Below are 23312 nucleotides of genomic sequence, written 5' to 3'. Positions count from 1 at the left end.
GTGGCGGGCCATCGCGCGTGTCCCTCGGGGTCAGGCGGGTTGCAGTTCGCGCGGCGCCGGCTGCGTGCCGCTGGCCGGAAGCGGCGGCGCGCCGTCGGCGCCGTGCACGATCTGGAAGCGGCCGTCGCCGTTCAGCGTCACCTCCGTCACGCCAACCTGGTCCTCCTCGCCGGCATGCCGGAACGTGGTGGCGATGCGCAGCTTGACGCTCGCCCGTTCGGCGGTGCCGGAACCGTGGCCGATATCCGCGCGCACGAACGCGCTCCAGCCGTCGAGCATCTGGCCGTGGTCCGCGGCAATCGTCACGTCGCCGACCGCGCCGCCCTGCCACGCCCAGTCGATCGACACCGGCGCCGACGTGCGGCCGCTCGGCCCTTCGATGTACGGCCAGTCGTCGAGGGTGATGCGCTGGCCGGCCATGCGCGGCTGCCCGGCGCCGCCCGCCAGCGCATTGGCGGGCTGGACCAGCCCGGCGAGCTGCGCGAGATCGTAGCTGCGCCCGTCGCGGCTCTCGGTGCGCCGGGTCAGGCTCACGCCGAAGCCGAACTCGCCGCCCGCTGCCGGCGGCTCGACGCCGAGCGCGTAGCCCGCGCCCGCCGCGCTGCCGCGATTGATCGTGTGGCCGAACGTGCCGCCCGAATGCATCAGCTGGATCACGCCGATGCCGGCCGCCGCCTCGTATTCCGACACGAAATCCTCGTAGGTCATGATGTAGCGGCTGCCGGTCGAGTGGGTCGGCGGCAGGGTCCGTGCGCCGGGATGACCCGGCGTGCCGACCACGCGGTCCAGCGGATCGGTGATCCGCACGAAATACGCGTCGCCGCTGCGATACATGCCCGTCACCACCACCGCATGGAAGAAGTTGACCGGCGCGCGCACGACTTCGGCGACCCAGATCGGCCCGTTCGCTTCCAGCAGCCGCCGAAAGCCTTCGGGCGCGAAGCACGCATTGGGTTCGACCGTGAGCGTCGACACCCCGGCGAACCCCGCCACCTCGGCCGGCGCCAGGCCATCGCGCATCTGGCGCTCGAGGCTGATGCAGCGCGCGAGCAGCGTCGGGTCGACGCTCTGGTTGTCGCGCCAGCCGATCACCATCGACGCGGCCGTCGCCCAGCAGCCCATGTCGGTGGGCTGCGGGGTCAGTTGCACCTCGTCCCAGTTCACCGACCAGTCGTCGGCGCCCAGCGCGCGCGCGGCGCCCGCGGCGACCGACAGCGCCTGGCTCGTGCCGAAGAAGCCGCGGCTCGGGATCGGCGCCTTCAGATGGCCGACATACGCGAGCGTTCCGGGGGCCATCGTGCCGGTCGACAGGCTGGCGAGATCGCCCGGCGGCACCCAGTGCGGCGGCACGCTGACGATCGGCCTGCCCGCGTCCTGGAACGACTGGGCGACCAGCTGCGAGCAGAAGAAGTTGTCGGTGTCGGCGCCTTCGCCGAGCTCGATGCGGCCGACGAAGCGGCGGCAGCGCTCCGCCGCGTCGCCCGACAGCAGGTCGCACGCGTGGCGGTCGATCAGGTAGCTGCCGCAGCGGACCAGCCCGACGTAGTTGAAACCGCGATCGAGGTAGCGCGCGGCGGCATCGGCAACCTGCTGCCGCTGCGTATCGGTCAGGCCCGGCACCCGGAACGCGACCGCGAGGCGCGCGTCGGCCAGCGCGTCCGCGAGCGGGCGCAACTGGACCCCGCCGGGAATCGCCTCGATCACCTGCCCGCCCTGGCCGACGTAGAGCATCGCGTGGCTGACCTCCGCACCCGAGCCGGCACGAATGACGCCGGAGCCCGGATTGCCGGTGGTGCTGAGAATGATGTCGCCGATCTCCAGCGCGTCGGTGCCGATCGACAGGCCGCCGACGCCGGGATCGAGCGGAATGTCGTCGCCGAGGCCGCGCGCGGCGAGGCCCAGCGCCTGGCCGGCCGACTGCGGCTGGCAGGTGCGGCTGGTGACCAGCCGCATGAAGTAGTCCCAGTCCCAGTTGCCGTCGGGGCACGCGGTATGGCCGGTCGAGGTGTCGGCCTCGCGATGGCCCATGATCGTCGTGCGATTGACCGGCAGCTGATACTTGTCGCACAGCGACGCGACCAGCGCCGCCGAGGTTTCGTACTGGAGCTGGGTCGGCGCCAGCGCATCGAAATGCTGGACCGTGCCGTTGCGACGCGGGTAGTCGGCGCCGCCGCGCTTCACCGCGATGTGTTCGATGCCGATGCTGCGCTGGTTCGAGCCCTTGCAGTGCCACGCCGTGTCGGCCTCGGAGACGAACTGGACAACTTCGCCCTCCTGCCCGACCAGGTAATGCGAACTCACCTTCGACGACGCATTGGTGAAGGTATTCACCACCTGCTGGACGGTGGGGACGTCGGCGATGTGGATGATGATGCGGTCGATCGTCTTGCTGCCGCGCCCCTCGTCGAAATTCGGGCTGGCCGCGGTGCGCGTGACGAGACTGTTCTCGCGCGCGCCCAGCGCCAGCGCACTGGCCGTCGCGGACGGCTCGGCGGCCGCCGCATCGTCGTCGCTGTACGGCGGCGTATCGATGCCGTAGGCCTCCGGGTCGGCGCTCAGGCCGCGCGCCCACGCGAGCGACGACGACGAGGTGGCGATCGTGCCCGCCGCGGCGCGCGAGACGCCGACGAAGACGCTCACCGGGCTGCCGACGCTGACGCCGGCCGACAGCGTGACGCCGACGAATTCGCCGCGGGCGTTGAACAGCGCCGAGATGCCGCCGGCCGGGGCTTCGCCGACCATCACGCCGACCGTCGTGCCGGTGCCCGCGAAATCGTCGATATGGCCGCGCAGCAGGCTGATCTGGCCGGTGAGGCTCGCCGACACGATGTAGCCGAAGTCGAGCTCGCCCGACACGAAGACGCCGATGTCGTCGCCATTGGCGTCGAAGATGAGGCCGACCGCGCCCGCGCCCCCGGATTCCAGCCCGGCGCCCGCACCCGCGCCGATCGAGACCGACAGGCCGTTGCGCATCGCGACCGGCAGCAGCAGCATCAGCGACGCGGTGGCCGGATTCGCGCTCAGTATCGCGCGCAGCGCGGCCCGCTCGACGGTCGAGAGCTTGCGCGGCCGCGGCCAGGTGAAGCCGCGGCGTTCGCCCGCGAGGCGGAACCCGGCATCGTCGCTCATCCCCTGCGACACGGGTGCCGGTGCGATGGCGGGTGCCGGTGCGACGGCGGGTGCCGATGCGATGGCGGGTGCCGGTGCGACGGCGGGTGCCGATGCGACGGCGGGTGCCGGTCGCGCGGCCGATGCCGACGCCGGCGCGGCGGGCGTCGCGGCGCCCGGCGTTGCGGCATTGAGCGGCGGAAGCGGGCCGAAGCCGTCGTCGTAATGGACGTCGTGGTGCGGCGCAGCGCCCTCGACGGCCGGCTGCGGCGCGGCGGGGGCGGCGCCCGGCGCGCCCGGTGCGGCCGGCGCCGGCACGGCGGTCGCGCCCGGCCGCGTGGCGTCGCCCGCCCAGTTCAACAGCGGACTCCTGACGGCGGCGGTGCCGCGCGTCGGAAACACGCGAACCCGGCGCAATCCCCGGTCGCTGAGCCCCGACAGCGACACGTACGGACTGTCGGCATTCGGCAGGACGTCGACGGTCCACGCATCGGCAGCGGGCGACGCCGCGGTGGCGAGGCCGAACCACAGCCGGCTCGCGCCCGCGAAGCGCGCCAGCACGGCAGGCGGCACCATGAACACCGCTTCGCCGCGCGGGATCGCCAGCAGGCCGTCCTCGCGGCTGGTATAGAACGTCGACGACGTGCGCCCGTCCTTGCGCGTGAACAGCGCGGGATCGGTGGCGATCACCAGTTCCGCGACGCACGGCGCGTGGCCGACGCGAATCGTGAAGCCCAGCATCGGGAAACGGTCGGTCAGGACCATGCGGTTGGGATGGAGTTGCGCTGCCATGTCGTGTCCTCAGCTCTGGTTTTGATCGGGCTCGTCGCGACGGCCGCCGAGCATCGGCTTGCTGCGCGCATCGATCGCGCGCCGTTCGAATTCCTGCGGGGGAAGCATCTCCAGATCCGGTTCCGGGTCGCCGATGTCGGGGATTTCGTGGTGTGTCGCTTCGAACTGGGCGATCGCGCGCGCCAGCAGTTGCGCGAGCAGCTTCGCGTGCACCGGGCTGATCGCGACGCGACTCATCAACTGGACGTTGCCGGACTGCGGCTCGACCTGCCCGGCATCGATCAGGAACTCGAACGCGTTGTGCCCGACCTCGAAATAGTTCGCATAACTGGCGAGCAGCGGCCGTGGCTGGCCGGCCGGCTGGGCCGGCTCCGGCGGGGCGTCCTGGCTTGGCTCGATGACGTGCACGACGGCCTCCTTGCATGGCGACGGGCGGTCTGTCCGTTCTGCTTCGCAAGGAGCGGGCCAACGCGGGTGCGCCGGCGCAAGCGCATGATTTGCCGTGGAATTTCCCGGCCGGTGCGGGATTCGGGAACGCTGCCGGGCTGTACCATGTGACAGCCCGGCTGTCACACCGATGCAGTGTTGCCGGCGTCCAGGTTGTACTTGGCCAGCTTGCGGTACAGCGTCATGCGCGACCAGTTCATCTGGCGCGCTGCTTCCATCTTGTTCCAGTTGGTCTGGCGCAGGACCGAGACCAGCCGCTCGCGCTCATGTTCACCGGCGGAAAAGTCCTGCAGGAACAGCCGGCGAAACGCCGGCGGCAGGTCGCCCAGCCCGAACGGGCGCCCTTCCGGCGCATCGATGAACAGTGCCTCGACCAGGTTGCGCAACTCGCGCACGTTGCCCGGCCACCGGTAATGCCGCATGCACTCGAGCAGGGCGGGATCGGGCCGCCCCACCCGCATCGCCCGCTGCAGGTTGTGTTCGGCGACGAAGTGATCGACGATCGGCGCGATGTCCTCCGGCCGTTCGCGCAGCGGCGGTATCTCGATGCGCGCGACGTTCAGGCGATAGAACAGGTCGGCACGGAAACGGCGTTCCGCGACCAGGTCCTCCAGGCGTTCGTTGCTCGCCGCCACGATCCGGACGTCGACCGGGCGCCGGCGCAGCGAGCCGACCGGCATCACCGTGCGATCCTCGAGCAGGCGCAGCAGCTTCGCCTGGACGGCGAGCGGCATCTCGCTGACTTCGTCGAGGAACAGCGTGCCGCCGTCGGCCTCGACGAAGCGGCCGGGAAACGCGTGCTGGGCGCTGGTGAACGCGCCGCGCTCGTGGCCGAACATCTCGGATTCAAACAGGCTGTCGGGCACGGCGGCGCAGTTCACCGCGATGAACGGCTTGTCGGTCCGGGTGCTGAGCCGATGGACGGCGCTGGCGACGCGCTCCTTGCCGGTGCCGGTTTCGCCGGTCACGAGCACCGTCGTATCGGTGCGCGCGACCTTCGCCAGATAGCGGCGCAGGTCGGTCATCGCCGGGCTCGAGCCGTGCAGCCCGAGTGACGTCGCGTGAATGCCTCCGGTCGTGCTCATGCGCGCGCCGCCCGGCTAGCGAACCGTTGACGGATGATGCGCAGCCCCGATGTTCATCGCCACTTCCCCCCCGCTGGATGTTGAGGAACAAGACAACCATCCTCGATGGCGATTGTTGGCACGCGTTTAATTAGTACTGTGATGCGTGTTGAATGGAGAGCCGCGTGTCACGGCGCCGGCCGATAACCAGTGTAGTTTCAATATGGAGATTCGTACAACCTGCCGACTACGCAATAACAAATATGTCATTTCACGCATTTTCATCAATTCATCCGCAATCGGGATGACGAACGGAAAGCCCGTCGCGGAATTCGGAGAATGCGTGTCGTTCACGAAGCGGGATCGGTGACTTCGCCAGTCGCGTACGTCGGTTGCGGTGAGGATGTGGCGCACGTGTCTGATGCGCGCGGAGACGGCGAGCCGCGTCGGGTTTCCGTGCCGCTCGATCGGCATGAACTGCCCGAGCGTCGAAACTCGAACCCGCAGCCTGCCGCCTCGCTGACGCATTCGCGCACGCTGCCATCGTCAATCGCGCAGATAGCCGTCGGTCGCCGAGTCCCGCATCCGGAACGACGCGAGCGCGGCAATCGCCCCCAGTGCACTCACGTACCAAAAGAATGCGGATTCGATACCGGCTGCCTTCAACGAAAGCGCCGCATACTCCGCCGACCCGCCGAATGCCGCATTGGCAATCGCGTAAGGCAACCCGACACCGAGCGTCCGCACTTCCGCCGGAAACATCTCGGCTTTCACGAGACCGCTGATCGAGGTGTACAGGCTCACGACCGCCAGCGCGGCGAGAATCAGGACGAAAGCCCACAGTGGATCGTGGACGGACTTCAGCGCCACCATCACCGGAACCGTGCCGACCGTTGCACCGACGCCGAACATCAGCATCGACGCCCGGCGCCCGATCCGGTCGGACAGCGCGCCGAACGCCGGCTGCATCACCATGAACACGACGAGCGCGGCGGTCATGATTGCACTCGCGGTCTTCGCCTGCATTCCGACGGTGTTGACGAGGTACTTCTGCATGTAAGTCGTAAACGTGTAGAACACCAGCGAGCCACCGGCAGTGAAACCCAGTACCGTTACCACGGCCCGGCCGTGCCCGCGCAGTCCTTTCAGCGTGCCCGCATCGGCCCGGTTGCGCGCATGCGCGGTCGTGGTCTCGTCGAGCGAACGACGCAACCTCATCGCGACAACCGCGCCGAGTGCACCCAGCGCAAACGGAATGCGCCAACCCCATGCGATCAGCTGATCGTGCGAAAGCCACTGCTGAAGCGCGACTACCACGACCAGGGCGAGCACCTGCCCGCCGATCACGGTCACGTACTGGAACGACGCGAAAAAGCCGCGCCGTCCCGGCTCGGCGATCTCGCTCATGTAGGTCGCGCTGGTGCCATATTCCCCGCCGACCGATAGCCCCTGCATGCAACGCGCGGCGAGCAGCAGCGCCGGAGCGAGCGCGCCGACTTGCGCGTACGTCGGCAGCACGGCGATCGCCAGCGACCCGCCGCACATCATCAGCACCGACAGGACCATCGCCCGCTTGCGGCCATGGCGATCGCCGATGCGCCCGAACAGCCAGCCGCCGACCGGGCGCATCAGAAAGCCGGTCGCGAACACGCCGGCCACATTGAGCAGCTGCGTCGTCCTGTCACCGGCAGGAAAGAACGCATGCGCAAAGTACAACGAGCAGAACGAATAGACGAAGAAATCGAACCACTCGACCAGGTTGCCCGACGAAGCGCCGACGATCGCCCGAATGCGTCGCCGGGAATCCGCCGGCGCGCCGACCGCGTTCGGCCGCAGGGTATTGGTTTCCATTGCTTGGTGTCTCCAGATCCATGTTGTCCCGCGGTCCGGTCTGATGCCGCGTCGGGAGGATTTGCGTACCGCTGCTAGCGCATCACGAACGGATTCCCCGTCGGCGCGCCCGTGTTGATCCACACGCACTTCGTCTGCAGGTATTCGTCGATCGCGCCGATGCCGTTCTCACGTCCGAGCCCCGAATCCTTGTAACCGCCGAACGGCGACATGAAGCTCACCGCGCGATACGTGTTCACCCACACGGTGCCCGACTCGATGCGCTCGGCCATCCGGAACGCGCGGCCGATGTCGCGCGTCCACACGCCCGCGCCGAGCCCGAAGCGCACGTCGTTCGCGAGCGCGACGGCCTCCTCTTCCGTATCGAAGCGGATCACCGACAGCACCGGCCCGAATACCTCTTCCTGCGCGATGCGCATGTCGTTGCGCACGCCGGTGAAGATCGTCGGCTCGACGAACCAGCCGTTGCCGCATTCGACACGCGCCGCCGCGTGGCCGCCGAGCGCAAGCTGCGCACCTTCGTTGCGTGCAATGTCGATGTAGCTCAGCACCTTGTCGTATTGCGCCCGCGTCGTGACGGGGCCGACCTGCGTGCCCGCATCCATCGGGTCGCCCATCCGCGCGGTGCGTGCGAGCGCGACCACGCGTTCGACGACCTCGTCGTGGACTCGCGCTTGCACGAGCAGCCGCGAGCCCGCGATGCAGGTCTGGCCGGTCGCGGCGAAGATGCCCGATACCGCGCCGTTCACCGCATCGTCGAGATTCGCGTCGTCGAACACGATGTTTGGCGACTTGCCGCCGAGTTCGAGGCTCACGTGCTTGAAGTCGCGCGCGGCCTGCTCGTTGATGCGGCGCCCGGTCGAATCGGCGCCGGTGAACGTCACCTTGCGCACCAGCGGATGCGCGACCAGCGCACTGCCGACTTCGTTGCCGAAGCCGGTCACGACGTTGACCACGCCGCGCGGAAAGCCGACCTCGTGCAGCAACTCGACGAACTCGAGCGTCGACGCCGACGTGAACTCGGACGGCTTGATCACCGCCGTACAGCCGGCCGCGAGCGCGGGCGCGAGCTTCCACGCGAGCAGCATCAGCGGCGAATTCCACGGCGTGATGATCGCGACCACGCCGAGCGGCTCGCGTCGCGTGAAATTGAAGTAGCCAGGCTTGTCGAGCGGGATCACGTCGCCCTGGATCTTGTCCGCGAGGCCGCCGTAATAGCGATACCACTGCGGCAGATACGTGAGCTGACCGCGCATCTCCGCGTACAGCTTGCCGTTGTCGCGCACCTCGATCGCGGCGAGGCGCTCGGCGTGCTCGGCGATGCGGTCGGCGAGCCGGCACAGCAGCTGGCCGCGCGCGGTCGCGGACATCTCGCGCCATGCGCCGGCGACGAACGCACGATGCGCGGCGCGCACTGCGACATCCGCATCAGCCTCGTTGCCGCGCGCCAGCTCGGCCCACGGCTGGCCGGTAAACGGATTGTCGGTGTTGAACCATTGACGGCTGTCGGGCTCGCGCCGTTCGCCGTCGATCAAGTGAAGGTAGCGTTGCATGTCCGGCTCGCTGAAATCGGTGTGAATCGCCCGGACCGCTACCGGATGCACGCATTCGGCAGCGGTCCCGGCACGGCGGTCGCCGCCGTTCGACGGGAACGACGAGATTGCGTCGAACGACGGCGTGTCAAGCGCACTCAGAACGGCGCGTAACCGAGTGCTTCGCGGAAGCGGTTCTTCACGTACACGCCGTCGCGCGGCGGCAGCGCGCGCGGCGGCTCGTCCGCGCGGATGTGAACCTGGGCAAACACCGGCCCGCTGCGCGCATTCACGCGCTCGACGATCTGCGTGTAGTCGCGCGCGTCGCGTACCGCGAACGAATCGGCGAGCCCGAAGCCCTTCGCGACCGCAACGAGATCGGTGCCGAGGCTCGAATGGCTCTGCTGCATGCCGGTTTCGCCGTAATGACCGTTATCGAGCACGACGATCGTCAGGTTGTTCGGCTGCTTCGCGCCGATCGTCCCGAGCGCGCCGATCCCCATCAGCTGTTCGCCGTCGCCGGTCACGACGATGACCGGCTTCTCCGGCTGCGCGAGCGCGAGGCCGAGACCGAGCGCCGCCGCGCCGCCCATCGCGCCCCACAGATAGAAATTGCCGACGCGATCGCCCGCCGCGAACACGTCATACGAGGCCGAACCGAGGCCGCTGACGACGAGCGCGTCCGGCGCGCCGGCCAGCAGGTTCCGGACGAACGCACGGCGCTCGATGGTCTGGTTTTGTTGCTCGCTCATTATTTCCGCTCCCACTTCTTGCGACCGATCAGGCTCTGCGACAGCAGCACGGCAACCTGCTCGCCGGCTTCGAAGGCGGCGTCGAACCCCGCACTGACGATTTCCTCGACGTCCTCCGGGCGGTCCGCGCGCAGCACCGTGATGCCCATCAGTTCGAGCGCGGCCTGCGTCGTCTTGCCCATCGGACCCTGCCACGGATTGAATTCCGCGTATTCGCCGCGCATCGTCACCAGCGTGAAGAACGGAAAATTGCAACTGCGTAACAGCGAGAACATGTTCACGCAATTGCCAACGCCGCTGCTCTGCATTAGCAGCACCGCGCGCTGGCCGCCGAGCCATGCACCGCTCGTCAGCGCCACGCCTTCCTCCTCGGTGGTCAGCGCGATGGCTGCGATTTCATCGTCCGCGATCGCGCTGCGGATCACCTGCGTATGTCCGGCGTCCGGCACGTAGGCGATCTGCTTCACGCCGCCGCCCTTCAGAACGGAAAAGATGGACGTCTGCCATGCCGGCTCATGTCCCGTTGCGGTACTCATCGGTTGCGCTCCTTCACGAAGTTGTTTCAGGAATCATAAAATGCGATTACTCTCACGCAGAAATAGAGTTTCCTGATACAAGGATCACGATTCGGCATGGACATCAAGCAATTGCGCGCGCTGCTGGCCGTCGCGGAAACCGGCAGCGTCACGCGGGCAGCCGACGTGCTGCACATCGTGCAGCCCGCCGTGTCACGCCAGTTGAAGCTGCTGGAGGAGGACGTCGGGATCGCGCTGTTCGAGCGCGGTCGATACGGGATGGAACTGACGGAATCCGGCGAGATCCTGGTCGAGCATGCGCGGCGCGCGCTGCTCGAGCTCGACCGCGCGCGGGCGGAAATCCAGCCGTCGGACGCGCGGATCTCCGGCATCGTGACGATCGGCCTGCTGCCGAGCACGGCCGACCTGCTGGCCAGCCCGCTGCTGACCGCCGTGAAGGCGCGGCATCCGTCGGTCAGCCTGCGGGTGTCGGTCGGCTACGCCGGCCATTTGCGCGACTGGCTCGAAGCCGGGGAAATCGACGCGACGCTGCTGTACAACCCGAAAGCCACGCCGACCATCCAGGTGCAGCCGCTGCTCGGCGAGAGCCTGTGCGTCGTCGGGCCGCGCTCGTCGGACCTTGCGCCCGACCGGCCGCTCGCGCTCGCGGACATCGCCGCATGGCCGATGATCCTGCCGAGCGCGCCGCACGGCATCCGCAACATGCTGGAGCAGGCGCGCCCGGGCGCCGGCGCGACGCTCGACGTCGTTGCGGAAACGAATGCGATGAGCGTGCAGAAGAGTCTCGTCGCGCGCGGGCACGGCTTCACGATTCTGCCCAGCATCGCGGTCACGGAAGATATCGCGCGGGATGCGCTGCGCGCGGCGCCGCTGTCCGATCCGGGGCTGCAGCGCACGATCGTGCTGGCGTTGCCGAATACACGCCGGATCGCGGCGGCCGTGCGGGCGGTTACCGCGCTGCTCGTCGACGAGATGCGCGCCGCGGTCGAACGCGGCGACTGGCCGTCCGCACACTGGCTCGCTGACTGAACCCGCGAAGGTCGCCCGTCACGACGGCGCGGATTCGCCCTCGCGCAGCGTGATGCCCGTCCACGCGCCGCTTGCGGCCAGTTCGCCGATCAGTTCGACGATCGTCTGCCGCACGGCAAGCGCGGCGGAATTGACGGGAGACGTGTTCGACCAGCACAGGCTCGCGGGCCGGCGGATCTCCGGCTCGACGATCCGGCGCATCTTCGGCCGGCTGGACGGCTCGCGCGACGCCAGCGCGGACGCCGGCAGGATCGTGCACGCGAGGCCCGACTGCGCGAGCGAGATCATGGTCGGCAGCGAGTCGATATCCGCGATGATGTTGAGCGGCACCTCCTCGCGCGCGAACGTGCGTTCGAGCAGCAGGCGCAGCCCGTTCTGCACGCCCGGCGCGACGAGCGGCACGCCGGCGAGCGACGCGAGCGGGCAGGTTCGCGCGCGCGACGGCACCGCGCCGCCCGGCTCGCCGAGCAGATACAGCACCTCGTCGAACAGCGGCATCGCGGTGATGCCGGTCGTGTTGGATTCGCGGAACAGGATCGCGAGGTCGAGCCGCCCGTTCGCCAGCAGCTCGTTGATGAAGCCGCTCATGCTCTCGATGTACTGCAGCCGGATGCCCGGATAACGCGCCCTCACGCGCTCGAACAGCGGCACCGCGAGGATCGACGTCATCGTGGTCGGGAAACCCACCGCGACCGTGCCCGACTCGCTGCCCGCGCCTTCCCGCACTTCCTGGCGCAGTTGCTCCATCTGCCTGAGCACGAGCCGCGCGTGACGGTACAGCGCCTGCCCGGCCGCGGTCGGCTTCACGCCCTGCGGGCTGCGCACCAGCAGCGTGACGCCGATGTCGCCCTCGAGCTTCGCGATCTGCTGGCTCAGCGACGGCTGCGCGACGAACAGCTTTTCGGCCGCCTTCCCGAGGCTCCCGTATTCCACGATGCTGACGAAGTAACGGAGCTGGCGGATGTCCATGGCGGTTCGTTCGATGCGAAAGCCATAGGATACCCCTATGACCGGCACATCCAAACGGTATTTCCGCCGCGCCTGGGCTTCACCTAAAGTCACTTCATGCCAAGTCAGAACAGCCGGCCCGCCCGGCGATGGAGGTGACAGTGAATTCTCCCCGGTCGCATGCCAGCGACGATGTCCAACAGGTCGCGACCGACCTGATCAGCGCCGAACGTGCGGTCGCCTTCGCGGCCACGCTCGACCATCCGGTCGTTCCCGCCGTGGGCGACGCGTTGCTGCCCGCCTGGCACTGGCTGTATTTCTGGTCGATCGCGCAGCAGGCCGAACTCGGCCCGGACGGCCATCCGCGCAAGGGCGGCTTCCTGCCGGACCTCGGGCTGCCGCGGCGCATGTGGGCCGGCGGCCGGCTGACGTTCGAACGCCCGCTGACGATCGGCGCGATCGCGACGCGCACGTCGCGCGTGCTGTCCGTCGAACGCAAGGAAGGCCGCACCGGCACGCTCGGCTTCGTGACCGTCGAGCACGTGATCGAATCCGCGGGTGAAGTCGCGATCCGCGAGGAACACGACATCGTCTATCGCGGCGCGGCCGCGCCCGGCGCCGCCACGCCCCCGCCGAAGGCCGCGCCCGACGCCGCGCAATGGCAGCGCGACATCACGCCGGACGAAGTCATGCTGTTCCGCTATTCCGCACTGACCTTCAACGGCCATCGCATTCACTACGACCGCACCTACGTGCGCGACGTCGAAGGCTATCCGGACCTCGTCGTGCACGGCCCGCTGATCTCGACGCTGCTGCTCGACCTGGTGACGCGCTCGCTGCCCGGCGCGACGATCGTCGAATACGCGTATCGCGCGGTACGGCCGACCTTCCTCGGCAACACCTTCAGCGTGTGCGGCCGTCTCGCCGACGACGGCAAGACCGTCGAGCTCTGGGCAAAAGATCACGACGGCTGGCTGACCATGTCCGCGACCGCGACCGCGACCCTCGCATAGGGCCCATTCCAAGCATTCCCCGATACGAAACATGAATCCTACCGACGCGTACCAAGACATTCGCGAAGCCGTTCGCGACCTGTGCGGCGAATTTTCCGCCGAGTATTTCCGCAAGATCGACGAGGAACGCGGTTATCCCGAAGCGTTCGTCGACGCGCTGACGAAAGCCGGCTGGCTCGCCGCGCTGATTCCGCAGGAATACGGCGGCTCGGGCCTCGGCCTGACCGAGGCATCGGTGATCATGGAGGAGATCAATCGCGCGGGCGGCAACTCCGGCGCGTGTCACGGCCAGATGTACAACATGGGCACGCTGCTGCGCCATGGCTCGGCCGAGCAGAAACAACGCTATCTGCCGAAGATCGCGAGCGGCGAGCTGCGCCTGCAGTCGATGGGCGTGACCGAACCGACCACCGGCACCGACACAACGAAGATCAAGACGACGGCGGTACGCAAGGGCGATCGCTACGTGATCAACGGCCAGAAGGTGTGGATCTCGCGCGTGCAGCACTCCGACCTGATGATCCTGCTCGCGCGCACCACGCCGCTGTCGGACGTGCAGAAGAAGTCGGAAGGAATGTCGATCTTCATCGTCGACCTGCATCACGCGATCGGCAACGGGATGACGGTGCGCCCGATCCCGAACATGGTGAACCACGAGACCAACGAGCTGTTCTTCGACAACCTCGAGATTCCCGCGGAGAACCTGATCGGCGAGGAAGGTCGCGGCTTCAAGTACATCCTCGACGGACTGAACGCCGAGCGCACGCTGATCGCGGCCGAATGCATCGGCGACGGCTACTGGTTCGTCGACAAGGTGTCGCAGTACGTGAAGGATCGTGTCGTGTTCGGCCGCCCGATCGGCCAGAACCAGGGCGTGCAGTTTCCGATCGCCCGCTCGTTCGTCAACGTCGAGGCCGCGAGCCTGATGCGCTTCGAGGCCGCGCGCCGGTTCGACGCGCACGAGCCGTGCGGCGCGCAGGCGAACATGGCGAAGCTGCTCGCGGCCGATGCGTCGTGGGAAGCCGCGAACGCGTGCCTGCAGTTCCACGGCGGCTTCGGCTTCGCATGCGAATACGACGTCGAGCGCAAGTTCCGCGAAACGCGCCTGTACCAGGTCGCGCCGATCTCGACGAACCTGATCCTGTCGTACGTCGCCGAGCACATCCTCGGCCTGCCGCGTTCGTTCTGACGGGAGTGACGAGCATGCGCCCACTGGAAGGCATCAAGGTCGTCACGTTCGAGCATGCGATCGCCGCGCCGTTCTGCACGCGCCAGCTCGCCGATCTCGGCGCGCGCGTGATCAAGGTCGAACGGCCGGGCGTCGGCGATTTCGCGCGCGGCTACGACGAACGCGTGTCGGGACTCGCGTCGCACTTCGTGTGGACCAACCGCTCGAAGGAAAGCCTCACGCTCGACGTCAAGCAGCCCGCGGCGCTCGAGGTCGTGCACAAGCTGCTCGCGGATGCCGACGTGTTCGTGCAGAACCTCGCGCCCGGCGCGACCCAGCGGCTGGGGCTCGATTACGATGCGCTGCGCGAGCGCTATCCGCGGCTGATCGTCTGCGACATTTCCGGCTACGGTCTCGACGGTCCGTTCCGCGACAAGAAGGCGTACGACCTGCTGATTCAAAGTGAATCCGGATTCCTGAGCATTACCGGATCGAACGGCGAGCCTGCCAAGGCCGGCTGCTCGATCGCCGATATCGCCGCCGGCATGTATGCGTATACGAACATCCTCGCCGCGCTGATCGAGCGCGGCCGCACCGGGCGCGGCCGGCACATCGACGTGTCGATGCTCGAAAGCATGGTCGAGTGGATGAGCTATCCGCTCTACTACGCGATCGACGGCCAGTCGCCGCCGCGGCAGGCCGGCGCGTCGCACGCGACGATCTTTCCGTACGGCCCGTTCAGGGCCGGCGACGGCAACACCGTGATGCTGGGCCTGCAGAACGAGCGCGAATGGAAGCGCTTTTGCGAGACCGTGATCGGCATGCCCGAGCTGGCGGCCGACGAGCGCTTCGGGTCGAACAGCCGCCGCGTCGCGAATCGCGACGCACTCGCGGCCATCATCGTCGATGCATTCTCGACGCTGACGTCCGCCGACGTGATCGACCGGCTCGAGCAGGCTGGCATCGCGAACGCGCGGATGAACGACATGCACGGCGTCTGGACGCATGCGCAACTCGCCGCGCGGCATCGCTGGACGCGGGTCGACACGCCCGCCGGCGAGATTCCTGCCCTGCTGCCGCCCGGCGTCGCGCCGGACGACGATCCGCGCATGGACCCGGTGCCGGCGCTCGGCCAGCATACCGATGCCGTGCTGCGCGAGCTCGGCTATGCCGACGAACAGATTCACACGTTGCACGCATCCGGTGCCGTCTGACCGGGCCTTGCCGCGCTGATCGAAGCGCGCCCCCCACCTACGTTTCGAAGCGTCTCCGCGTCCGGTCACGGACGCGAGAGCGCCACATGACTGGAGACATCATGGCGAACACCGTCAATGCCGCCGGCCGGCTCGACCGGCTGCCGATTTCAAGGTTCCACTGGAAGATACTCGGCCTGATCGCCGGTGGCGCGTTCCTCGACGCGTTCGACATCTATCTCGCCAACGGCTCGGTCGCGGCGATGGTCAAGGAGGGATTCACCGACCTGCGGCATGGCGCGATGTTCGTGTCGTCGACGTTCGTCGGGATGATGATCGGGGCGTTCGTCGCGGGTTACGTCGGCGATCGGCTCGGGCGGCGCTATTCGTATCAGCTCAATCTGGCCGTGTTCGGGCTGGCTTCGATCGCCGCGTGTTTCGCGCCCGATATCGCGTGGCTGATCGTGCTGCGTTTCATCATGGGAATCGGGCTGGGCGCGGAACTGGTCGTCGCGGCCGGGACGCTCGCCGAGTTCGTGCCGCCCGAGACGCGCGGCAAGTGGGTGTCGCTGCTCGCGATCATCACCAACAGCGGGCTCTTCGCGGCGCTCGCCGCAGGGTACTGGATCATTCCTTATCTCGGCTGGCGGTACATGTTCGCGCTGGCGGGCGTCGGCGCGCTGGTCGTCTGGTTCATGCGCAAACGGATGCCGGAGTCGCCGCGCTGGCTCGAATCGGTCGGGCGGCTCGACGAGGCCGAGGCGACGCTTGCCGCGATCGAGCAGGAGGTCGGCCGGCAGGTCGGCACGCTGCCGCCCGTGCGGCGCACCGTCGACCTGCATGTCGGCAAGGTGCCGCTCGGCGTGCTGTTTTCGAAGGGGATGCGGGGCCGGACGATCGTCGCGGCGTTGACCGCGATCGGTGTAAACGTCGGGCTCTACGGCTTCATTGCGTGGCTGCCGACGTTCTTCGTCACGGAGGGATTGTCCGTCGTCAAGTCGCTCGGGTTCGTGTTCCTGATGTCGATCGGCTCGCCGGTCGGCGGGTTGATCGGCTATCTGATCGCGGATCGGATCGGGCGGGCCAAGGGCATCGTGATCGCGTCGATTCTCAGCATCGCGCTCGGCTGGCTGTATGTGTCGCTGCGCGATACCACCGCGATCATCGTGGTCGGCTTCTGTCTCGTCAGCGCGATCTACACGATCACGACGCTCGGGCTGTTCGGCTACATTCCCGAACTGTTCCCGACCGAAGTGCGGCTGCGCGGCACCGGTGTCGCGGGGATGTGCGGACGGATGTCGTCGATCGGCACGCCTGCGCTGGCCCTGGCGCTTTACCAGGCGTTCGGCGTATCGGGCGTGATCGCGATGGTCAGCGCGACGCTCGGCGTGCTGTGTGTCGCGATCGGGCTGCTGCGCGTCGAAACCGGAGGGCAGGCGCTGGAGGAGGTCGCGCCGGGGACGCACGACGCGGAAGACGCCGCAGTCCACTCCGGCGTCAGGCAAGCCTGATTGCCGGCGGGCCGGCGGCGGCGAATATTCGGCGCTCGCTGCCGGGCGCCGGCGCCGGCGGCGAGCGGCGAGCGGCGAGCGGCGAGCGGCGAGCGGCGAGCGGCGAGCGGCGAGCGGCGGTGCGACGGCCCGGACAAACAAGGGTTTCGCGTGGATTTCCTCTGATGTCCGCGTTCGCCCCTTCTTCAAGCGCACCCGCAAGTTGAACGACTGCACTGCCGCGCCAATCGCGCGTCAGACAGGAAGGTTCAAGCTCGACGTGACGCGTGAAGGTCCGCCCCGTCCATGTGCCTGTGACGCATATACGCGCACATACCCGCACATACGCGCACGTAGCGCGCCGCCGATGCTGACATAAAATAGAAGCTATTCCTGACTGAAAAAAGGGGGCCGACATGAGGCGCCTCTATTTCCTCGTACCCGACACGCAGATGGCGAAGGCGATCGTGGATGACTTGCTGCGCGCTCGCATCATCTGGCGCCATATCCATGTCCTCGCGGATCACAGTGTCACGCTCGAAGAGTTACCCGAAGCGTCCTTGCTGCAAAGCAGCGATGTCGTGCACGCGCTCGAGCGCGGCGTCGCGCTCGGCGGCGCAACGGGCGCGCTCATCGGCCTCGTCGCGCTCGTCTACCCGCCTGCCGAGCTCGTGATCGCGGGGGGCGCCGTCGTCGCATTGACGGTGGCCGGTGCGGGCTTCGGGGCGTGGACGGCCGGGATGATCGGCATCGCCGAACCGAACGCGCGACTCGAGCGATTTCGGGAGGCGATCAAGGAAGGCCAGATTCTGATCATGGCCGACGTGCCGGCATTGCGAGAGCAGGAAATCGAGCAGATGATCGCCCAGCATTTTCCGAAGGCGGACCTGGAGGGCGGCGAGCCTACGTCACCGGTTTTTCCCTGACACGAGGAAACCGGCATGCACGGCGCGTGGGGCCGCCCCCGCATCGAGCGGGTCGGCAGCAGGCAAGGGTGAAATCGGCATTGTTCCATTCATAAGATTTGTCGGGGTACTTAATTTACCCCGACACGCCGGCACGAGGACGATTCCGTGACGGCCCCTGCCCTTTTGGCGTTGCATCCAGTCAGATGCCCGTGACCGCGCAACGTCACGGCCTCCGTTCCCGTGTCGCGCCGCCGACGCCCGCCGCACGCCGATCCTGAACAGAACACCGTACTGCCATGCGACGCGCAGGGTTTTTGCACCTTGCGTTGCCCCCCATATCTGCCATTCTGAATCGAATAGCCGACGTATTTTCGACGCGCGAACCGTCAGCAAGGAGGTCGTATGGAACTGCACATTCAATCGCACCATTGGCAACGGCGCATGCCGGACTGGCTCGCCGCGGCCGTGGCCGGGCTTGCCGGGGGCGCCCTGGTGATCGTGCTCGAATTCTTCTGGTCGACCATGGTGCTCGATGAAAGTCCGTGGCAGCCGACTCACAAGATCGCGGCGATGGTGATGGGCCGTGGCGCACTCGAACAGATGTCGGTGTTCAGCTTCAGCATCGTGGGAATGGCACTGCTGTTGCACTACGTGCTCGGCGCCATCATGGGGATGATCCTCGCCGCGATCATGGCGCCGTTCCGCTTCGATTCGAGCGTCGGCATGGAGGCCGTTATCGGGCTGGCTTTCGGGATCGTCGCGTACGTATGGAACTTCTACGTGATGACCGCCGTGTTCCCGTGGTTCATCTCGGAGCGGGGATCCGGACCGTTGCTGGCCAACCTGCTGTTCGGCGTGGTCACCGCCGTCGTCTACGGCATGCTCGAACGGCGCAAGCAGAACGCGATGCACTGACATGCCGTTGCTTCGCGCCGCGCGAGACGGCCGCCTCGACAAGCCATGCCGGAGGCGGCCGTTTTGCTTGTCGTCGCGGCACGCGGTGCCGTCCGTGGCGCGATGCGGGTATGGGGTGCTTCCCTCCTTCCTCTTGCGCTGCCTTGCACGATGCAAGGCAGCAGACTACCTTTTTCTTTAGAGCCGCCGACGCCGCCTGGCGAATCGGTCCTGGTGGATTGCCGGCAAACAATCGTACGAAATTCGGCAAGGCGGCACGACGATGCCCGGAGCGCCGGTTGGCGGCTCCGGCGAGTGACGCGCGGCGAGGCGGCCCATGGTGCTTGCGATTGCCCTGATCGTGATCATCGCGTTGGCGGTGGGGTTTCACTTTGCCAGTCCCTGGTGGATCACGCCGATCGCGTCGAACTGGGTGCGCATGGACGACATGCTGACGATCACGCTCGTCATCACCGGCGCGTTCTTCATCGCCATCAACCTGTTCATCGCGATCGCGCTGATGCGCTACCGCCACCGCGGCGGGCATCGCGCGGCCTACGAGCCGCACAACAGGCGGCTCGAATGGTGGCTGATCGGCCTGACCGCCGTCGGCGTGGCGGCGCTGCTGGCGCCCGGTCTGTTCGTCTATGCGGACTACATCCGGCCGCCGCGCAACGTGCTGCAGATGGAGGTGCTCGGCCGGCAATGGCAATGGCGCTTCCGCTTCGCCGGCCCCGGCGGCAAGCTGGGCACGACGGATGTGCGCTATATCGGCAGCGACAATCCCTTCGGCCTGAACCCCGCCGACCCCAACGGCCGCGACAACTACCTGATCGAGACGCCCGAGGTCCATCTGCCGCTGAACCGGCCGATCCAGGTCCTGACACGGTCGCTCGACGTGCTGCACGACTTCTATGTCCCGCCGTTTCGTGCGCGCATGAACATGGTGCCCGGCATGGTGACGACCTTCTGGTTCACGCCGACCAAGGCAGGCCGTTACGACATCCTGTGCGCGCAGCTTTGCGGTATCGGGCACGCGGGCATGCGCGGCGTGGTGGTGGTGGAAGACGATGCAGCGTTCTCGCGCTGGCTCGCGCAGCAGACCACCTTCGCGCAGCGGCAGCAGGCCAAGGTTCAGGCCGCGGCGGCAACGCCAGGCGGCAGTGCCCAGGCGCTTGCCGACCAGGGCAAGGCGCTCGCCGCGGCCAAGGGCTGTCTCGCCTGCCATACCGTGGACGGCAGCCCGCGCGTGGGTCCGACCTGGAAGGGCCTGTACGGCAAGACCGAAACGATGGCCGACGGCAGCACCGCGAAGGTGGACGACGCCTATCTGCGCGCCTTCATCCGCGATCCGACGGCCCGCATCGTGAAGGGCTATTCGCCCATCATGCCGCATTTCGACCTGAGCGATCAGGAGCTGACCGCGCTGGTGACCTACATCGAATCGCAAGGCGGCCCGGCTGCCGGCAGCACGGCCAACCGCCAGCCCTAGCGGAGCAGACGCAATGCCCTACGCGCACCTCGACCACGCCCCAAAAAGCTTCTGGACGCGCTACGTCTGGAGCCAGGACCACAAGGTCATCGCCGTGCAGTATGCGCTGACGGCCATCGCCATCGGCCTGGTCGGCCTCGTCCTGTCGGACCTGATGCGGTTGCAACTCGGCTTTCCCGGCAAGTTCAGCTTCATCGACGCCAACCACTACTACCAGTTCGTCACCATGCACGGGATGATCATGGTGATCTACCTGCTGACCGCGCTGTTCCTCGGCGGCTTCGGCAACTACCTGATCCCGCTGATGCTGGGCGCGCGCGACATGGTTTTCCCGTTTCTCAACATGCTGAGCTACTGGGTCTACCTGCTGGCCGTGCTGGTGCTGGTGGCGAGCTTCTTCGTGCCGGGCGGGCCGACCGGCGCGGGCTGGACGCTGTATCCGCCGCAGGCCATCCTGCCCGGCACGCCGGGCGTCGAATGGGGCATCGTGCTGATGCTCGTGTCGCTGGCGATCTTCATCGTCGCGGCAACCATGGGCGGCCTGAACTACGTCACCACCACGCTGCAGGCGCGCACGCGCGGCATGACGCTGATGCGCATGCCGCTCACGGTGTGGGGGATCTTCATCGCGACCATCATGGCGCTGCTGGCGTTTCCGGCGCTGTTCGTGTCGGCCGTGATGATGCTGCTCGACCGGACGCTCGGCACCAGTTTCTTCATACCGGCCGTGGTGTCGATGGGGCAGTCGCTCAAGCATGCCGGCGGCAGCCCGCTGCTGTTCCAGCACCTGTTCTGGTTCTTCGGGCATCCGGAGGTCTACATCGTCGCACTGCCGGCCTTCGGCATCGCGTCGGACCTCATCAGCACCCACGCGCGCAAGAGCATCTTCGGCTACCGGATGATGGTATGGGCCATCGTCGTCATCGGCGCACTGAGCTTCGTGGTGTGGGCGCACCACATGTTCGTCGCCGGCATGGATCCGTACTTCGGTTTCTTCTTTGCCACCACCACGCTCATCATCGCCATCCCGACCGCCCTCAAGGTCTACAACTGGGTGCTGACGCTGTGGCGCGGCGATATCCACCTGACCGTGCCGATGCTGTTTGCCATCGGCTTCATCAGCACCTTCGTGCTGGGCGGGCTGACCGGGCTCTACCTCGGCAACGTGAGCGTGGACATTCCGCTGTCGAACACGTACTTCGTGGTCGCGCACTTCCATATGGTGATGGCCGTGTCGCCGATCCTGGTGGTGTTCGGCGGCCTCTACCACTGGTATCCGAAGGTGACGGGCCGCATGCTCGACGACAGGCTCGGGCGCGCGCACTTCTGGATCACCTTCCTCGGCACGTACGCGATCTACTTCCCGATGCACTATCTCGGCATCCTCGGCATGCCGCGGCGGTATTACGCGTACGAGGGCTACAGCTTCATTCCGCATTCGGCGCAGACGCTCAATACGTTCATCACCGTCGCCGCGCTGATCGTGGGGGTCGGACAGTTGCTGTTCCTGTACAACCTGGCGTGGAGCCTCGTACGCGGCAAGCGTGCCGACGGCAATCCGTGGCGGGCCACCACGCTGGAATGGCAGACGCCGCAAACGCCGCCGGTGCACGGCAACTGGGGCGCCGCGCTGCCGGTCGTCTACCGTTGGGCGTACGAATACAGCCCGCCGGGACAAGCGGAAGACTTCGTCCCGCAAAACCAGCCGCCTGCAACCGCGCCGGAGCCGGAACCGGCCCGCCCGACGGTTCAACCCGGCGAGGCACGCAAATGACCACGCTGCCGCGCCCCTTCGTTCCCGACACGCCGCCGCCCGTCCTGCCGAATGCGAGCCGCGTCGGCCTGATCGTGTTCATGGCCGTGGCGACGGCCTTGTTTTCATTGTTGCTGCTCGCCTACGGCATGCGCATGCGCGAGCCCGACTGGCAGCCGATCCCGCATCCGGCGCTGCTGTGGTGGAACACCGGCGCGCTCGCGCTGGCCAGCGTCGCCATGCAGCGTGCCCGGCAGCTGACCGGGCATCGCGTGGCGTGGCTGGTGGCCGGCGGCGCGCTGGCCGCCGTGTTCGTGATCGGGCAACTGATCGCCTGGCGCATGCTGTCGGCGGCCGGGCAGACGGTCACCGTCAATCCTTCCAACAGCTTCCTCTACCTGCTCACCGGCCTGCATGGACTGCACGTGCTGGGCGGGCTGGCGGCCTGGGCCGTGACGATCGCGCAGCGCCGGCGTGCGGATCCGTTCCGCGCTCAGCGCGCCATTTCGCTGTGCGCGCTCTACTGGCATTTCCTGCTGGCGGTCTGGCTCGTGCTGCTGGCGGCAATGTGGTGGCTCACCCCCGCGGTTGTCGCCGCCATCTGCGGACCGCTGTATGGAGCCGCGCCATGACCTCGCCCCCGCTCCCGCCCGAATCCGCCACCTCCCCGCCCGCCGACGCCGGGCCCGACGGCTGGCGCGGCATCGTCACGGACTGGTCGGCCGACCGCGAAGCCTTCAAGGTGCCGTGGGGCAAGGCGATGATGTGGATCTTCCTGCTGTCGGACACCTTCGTGTTCAGCAGCTTCCTGATCGGCTACATGTCGGTGCGCATGTCGACCACGGCGCCGTGGCCCGACCCGTCCAAGGTGTTCGGGCTCACCGTGGCCGGCGTCGAAGTGCCCTTGCTGCTGATCGCGATCATGACGTTCACGCTGATCACCAGCAGCGGCACCATGGCGATGGCCGTGAATTTCGGCTATCGGCGCAATGCCCGGCGCGCCGCCGCGTTGTTGCTGGCGACCGCGCTGCTCGGCGTGACCTTCGTGTCGATGCAGGCCTTCGAATGGACCAAGCTGATCGTCCATGAAGGCATCCGCCCGTGGGGCAACCCGCTGGGCGCCACGCAGTTCGGCGCATGCTTCTTCATGATCACCGGGTTCCACGGCTTTCACGTGACCTGCGGCGTGATCTACCTGCTGCTGATCGCACGCAAGATCCTGCAGCCGGGGTTCACCGAGCACGGCAACTTCCAGATCGTCGAGATCGCCGGCCTGTACTGGCACTTCGTCGACCTGGTGTGGGTGTTCATCTTCGCGCTGTTCTATTTGTGGTGAGGCAGG

Annotated in this window: 19 protein-coding genes; 11 read left to right on the top strand and 8 right to left on the bottom strand. The window is 67.4% G+C overall.

All coding sequences use genetic code 11. The annotated features are described in order from the left end of the window. Positions 1-30: 30 nt before the first annotated feature. The 7 genes from U5A56_RS17865 to U5A56_RS17835 form a co-directional block, all read right to left on the bottom strand. Positions 31-3900 carry an N-acetylmuramoyl-L-alanine amidase gene (locus U5A56_RS17865; RefSeq protein ID WP_321923718.1) on the bottom strand — a complete coding sequence of 1290 codons (3870 nt, stop codon included), beginning with the start codon at positions 3898-3900 and terminating at the stop codon, positions 31-33. A 9-nt stretch (positions 3901-3909) separates the two neighbouring features. Beyond that, the gene (locus U5A56_RS17860) at positions 3910-4308 is read right to left on the bottom strand and encodes a DUF3467 domain-containing protein (protein WP_321923716.1); all 399 of its coding nucleotides are present in this window, start codon (positions 4306-4308) and stop codon (positions 3910-3912) included. A gap of 161 nt (positions 4309-4469) precedes the next feature. Next, complete coding sequence (locus tag U5A56_RS17855; RefSeq protein WP_321821348.1) at positions 4470-5432, bottom strand: sigma-54 dependent transcriptional regulator; 963 nt, start codon at positions 5430-5432, stop codon at positions 4470-4472. 525 nt (positions 5433-5957) lie between these two features. Beyond that, entirely contained in the window at positions 5958-7262 is a 1305-nt protein-coding gene (locus U5A56_RS17850; protein WP_044846915.1) for an MFS family transporter, read from the bottom strand. A 74-nt stretch (positions 7263-7336) separates the two neighbouring features. Further along, positions 7337-8815, bottom strand: a complete 1479-nt coding sequence (locus U5A56_RS17845; RefSeq protein ID WP_321821347.1) for an aldehyde dehydrogenase — start codon at positions 8813-8815, stop codon at positions 7337-7339. Positions 8816-8952: 137 nt separating this feature from the next. Beyond that, positions 8953-9546 (bottom strand): thiamine pyrophosphate-dependent enzyme, encoded by a 594-nt coding sequence (locus U5A56_RS17840; RefSeq protein WP_044846917.1) that lies wholly within the window; start codon positions 9544-9546, stop codon positions 8953-8955. Continuing rightward, positions 9546-10082: a phosphonopyruvate decarboxylase gene (locus tag U5A56_RS17835; RefSeq protein WP_321923715.1), complete on the bottom strand. Its 537-nt coding sequence runs from the start codon at positions 10080-10082 to the stop codon at positions 9546-9548. The genes U5A56_RS17840 and U5A56_RS17835 overlap by 1 nt, the downstream gene beginning before the upstream one ends. A gap of 96 nt (positions 10083-10178) precedes the next feature. Between U5A56_RS17835 and U5A56_RS17830 the strand changes: the two genes are divergently transcribed. Continuing rightward, the gene (locus tag U5A56_RS17830; RefSeq protein WP_044846919.1) at positions 10179-11111 is read left to right on the top strand and encodes a LysR substrate-binding domain-containing protein; all 933 of its coding nucleotides are present in this window, start codon (positions 10179-10181) and stop codon (positions 11109-11111) included. A gap of 18 nt (positions 11112-11129) precedes the next feature. On the opposite strand, the gene U5A56_RS17825 is transcribed toward U5A56_RS17830, so the two are convergent. Next, on the bottom strand, positions 11130-12080 hold the full coding sequence (locus U5A56_RS17825) for a LysR substrate-binding domain-containing protein (RefSeq protein WP_321821344.1): 951 nt from the start codon (positions 12078-12080) through the stop codon (positions 11130-11132). A gap of 128 nt (positions 12081-12208) precedes the next feature. Here U5A56_RS17825 and U5A56_RS17820 point away from each other — a divergent pair, with 128 nt between their 5' ends. From U5A56_RS17820 to U5A56_RS17775, 10 genes are all read left to right on the top strand, one after another. Then, positions 12209-13072 carry a MaoC family dehydratase N-terminal domain-containing protein gene (locus U5A56_RS17820; protein WP_415749169.1) on the top strand — a complete coding sequence of 288 codons (864 nt, stop codon included), beginning with the start codon at positions 12209-12211 and terminating at the stop codon, positions 13070-13072. A 31-nt stretch (positions 13073-13103) separates the two neighbouring features. Beyond that, positions 13104-14261 (top strand): acyl-CoA dehydrogenase family protein, encoded by a 1158-nt coding sequence (locus U5A56_RS17815; RefSeq protein ID WP_124529571.1) that lies wholly within the window; start codon positions 13104-13106, stop codon positions 14259-14261. 14 nt (positions 14262-14275) lie between these two features. Beyond that, entirely contained in the window at positions 14276-15454 is a 1179-nt protein-coding gene (locus U5A56_RS17810; RefSeq protein ID WP_321923712.1) for a CaiB/BaiF CoA-transferase family protein, read from the top strand. A 101-nt stretch (positions 15455-15555) separates the two neighbouring features. Beyond that, positions 15556-16944 carry an MFS transporter gene (locus tag U5A56_RS17805; protein ID WP_321923889.1) on the top strand — a complete coding sequence of 463 codons (1389 nt, stop codon included), beginning with the start codon at positions 15556-15558 and terminating at the stop codon, positions 16942-16944. Between the two features lie 395 nt (positions 16945-17339). Then, the gene (locus U5A56_RS17800) at positions 17340-17849 is read left to right on the top strand and encodes a hypothetical protein (RefSeq protein ID WP_044846925.1); all 510 of its coding nucleotides are present in this window, start codon (positions 17340-17342) and stop codon (positions 17847-17849) included. Between the two features lie 384 nt (positions 17850-18233). Next, positions 18234-18746 (top strand): hypothetical protein, encoded by a 513-nt coding sequence (locus U5A56_RS17795; RefSeq protein WP_044846926.1) that lies wholly within the window; start codon positions 18234-18236, stop codon positions 18744-18746. Positions 18747-19062: 316 nt separating this feature from the next. Next, positions 19063-20217 (top strand): c-type cytochrome, encoded by a 1155-nt coding sequence (locus tag U5A56_RS17790; RefSeq protein ID WP_321923710.1) that lies wholly within the window; start codon positions 19063-19065, stop codon positions 20215-20217. 13 nt (positions 20218-20230) lie between these two features. Beyond that, positions 20231-21991 carry a cytochrome c oxidase subunit I gene (gene ctaD / locus U5A56_RS17785; protein ID WP_124570986.1) on the top strand — a complete coding sequence of 587 codons (1761 nt, stop codon included), beginning with the start codon at positions 20231-20233 and terminating at the stop codon, positions 21989-21991. After that, positions 21988-22602, top strand: a complete 615-nt coding sequence (locus U5A56_RS17780) for a cytochrome c oxidase subunit 3 (protein ID WP_321923708.1) — start codon at positions 21988-21990, stop codon at positions 22600-22602. The genes ctaD and U5A56_RS17780 overlap by 4 nt, the downstream gene beginning before the upstream one ends. Then, positions 22599-23306 carry a heme-copper oxidase subunit III family protein gene (locus U5A56_RS17775; protein ID WP_257774205.1) on the top strand — a complete coding sequence of 236 codons (708 nt, stop codon included), beginning with the start codon at positions 22599-22601 and terminating at the stop codon, positions 23304-23306. The genes U5A56_RS17780 and U5A56_RS17775 overlap by 4 nt, the downstream gene beginning before the upstream one ends. Positions 23307-23312 lie beyond the last annotated feature (6 nt).

This window comes from Burkholderia sp. BCC1998, from assembly GCF_905339875.1.
Lineage (GTDB): Bacteria > Pseudomonadota > Gammaproteobacteria > Burkholderiales > Burkholderiaceae > Burkholderia.
Note: the sequence above shows the minus strand (reverse complement) of the source record. Positions and strands in the feature narration are given on the sequence as shown.